Source organism: Nonomuraea sp. NPDC049141, assembly GCF_040648415.1.
Taxonomy (GTDB): domain Bacteria; phylum Actinomycetota; class Actinomycetes; order Streptosporangiales; family Streptosporangiaceae; genus Nonomuraea.
Window position 1 is genome coordinate 1 of record NZ_JBEZDR010000171.1, and the last position, 1,865, is coordinate 1,865.

2 protein-coding genes are annotated in these 1,865 nt (G+C 74.1%); both read right to left on the bottom strand.

The window, feature by feature from the left end; all coding sequences use genetic code 11:
• A partial coding sequence (locus AB0B91_RS65545; RefSeq protein WP_358343119.1) for an MFS transporter occupies positions 1-1,117 on the bottom strand: 1,117 nt, incomplete at its 3' end.
• Positions 1,118-1,244: 127 nt separating this feature from the next.
• The coding region (locus tag AB0B91_RS65550; RefSeq protein WP_358343121.1) for an AMP-binding protein at positions 1,245-1,865 on the bottom strand (621 nt) is incomplete at its 5' end.

The window sequence follows — 1,865 nt, forward strand, 5'->3', positions numbered from 1 at the left end:
AGACGTGTTGTCTGCCGATCTGGCGGCGCCTCTCCACCAGTGGCCCGGCGAGCAGGTAGCCGGCCGGGCCGGCGGCGTACGCGAACGAGGTCATCACCCCGACCACGCGCCCGCGCAACCGTTCCGGCGTGCGGGTCTGCATGGCGTAGTTGGACAGCGGGTTGACCGGCCCGTACGCGAGCCCGATCGCGACGGCGAAGCCGATCATGGCCGGGAACGGCGGCAGGGTGGCCAGCCCCACGAGGGCCATTCCGATGACGACGAGGGCGATCACCATCAGGGTGTGCCGCCGGATCAGCCGGCCCGCCACCCCGGAGGCGAGCGCACCGACGACTCCGCCGGCGCTCATCGCCATGAGCAGCGCGCCGAGCCGGGCCGGCTCCCCCCGGCCGACGAACCACGCCGGCAGCAGCACGCCCTCGACCGGCAGGTAGAGCGCGGCCAGCACCATCGTGAGCAGCGCGATGGTCCGCAGCAGCCGGTCCTGCCAGACGAACCGCAGCCCCTCGACGGTGCCGCGCCACAGCCCGGACGGGGGGCGTTCGGGGCGGCCGGCCCCCGGCAGTCGGACGGCGGCGATCATCGCGACGGCCAGCACGAATCCGGTGGCGGTGACCCAGAGCGTCGAGCCGGGGCCGATCGCGGCGATGAGCACGCCGCCGACGCCGGGCCCGATGAGGAAGGCGAGCCCCCAGACCGCCTCGTGCACCCCGTTGGCGCGTTCGATGCGCCAGCCTGCGGCCTGTGCGGCGGCCGGCAGCAGGGTCTCCCGGGCGGTCAGGCCGGCCGGGTCGAACACCGCCCCGAGCACGGCCAGCGCCACGATCCAGCCGAGGTTCAGCCCGAGCAGCGCGTCGACCACCGGGATCGCGGCGACCGAGACGGCGGAGAGCGTGTCGGAGACCAGCGCCGTACGTCGCCGGCCGAGCAGGTCCACGACGGTGCCGGAGACGAGGCCGGACAGCAGCATCGGTAGGGCGGTGGCCGCCGCTACCACGCCGGCCGCGGTGGGACTGCCGGTGCGTTCGAGCACCAGCCAGGGCAGGGCCACGTTGGCCACCCCGTTGCCGGTGTTGGAGAGCAGCGTCGCCGCCTCGACCAGCAGGAGCGGTGCCATCCGGGGTCGTGGCGGACGGTGACGGGCATGGTGGCGGTGTCGGGCACGGCGGCGCGGTCCGGAACCGATCATGGTGCCGCCAGCCTAGGGGCGGGGGAGCATCCGGGCAGTAACGGCCGGGGAACGGTCAGCTGTAGTAGTAGCGGTGCAGCTCGCGGGCCAGCACCTTGCCGGTGGCGTTGCGGGGCAGGTACTTCACGAAGACCACGTCCCGGGGTACGGAGAACCGGGCCAGGTAGTGCCGGACGTACTCGCGGACGGCCTCCGGGTCGAGCGTCTCGCCGGGGTGCAGGGCGAGGAACGCGGCGAGCCGCTGGCCGTACCGGGGGTCCGGTACGCCGATCACGGCGGCCTCGCGTACCTGCGGCAGCCGGGCGATCAGGTCCTCCACCTCGGACGGGAACACGTTCTCCCCGCCCGAGACGATCATGTCGTCGGCCCGGCCGTCGACGAAGAGCAGCCCGTCGGCGTCCAGCCGCCCCAGGTCGCCCGTGTCGAGCAGGCCGTCGCGGTGTTCCCGGGTGGTCCCGGACGTGTAGCCCTCGAAGAGCATCTCGTTGCCGACGAAGATGCGGCCGACCCGCCCGGGTGGCACCGGCTCGCCGGCCGCGTCGAGGATCTGCAACCGGGTGCCGTGCGGTGCCCGGCCGGCGGTGGTGGGCGCCGCACGCAGCGCGGCGGGGCCGGCGATGGACGCCCAGGAGACCTCGGTGGAGCCGTAGAGGTTGTGCAGGACGTCGCCGTAGAC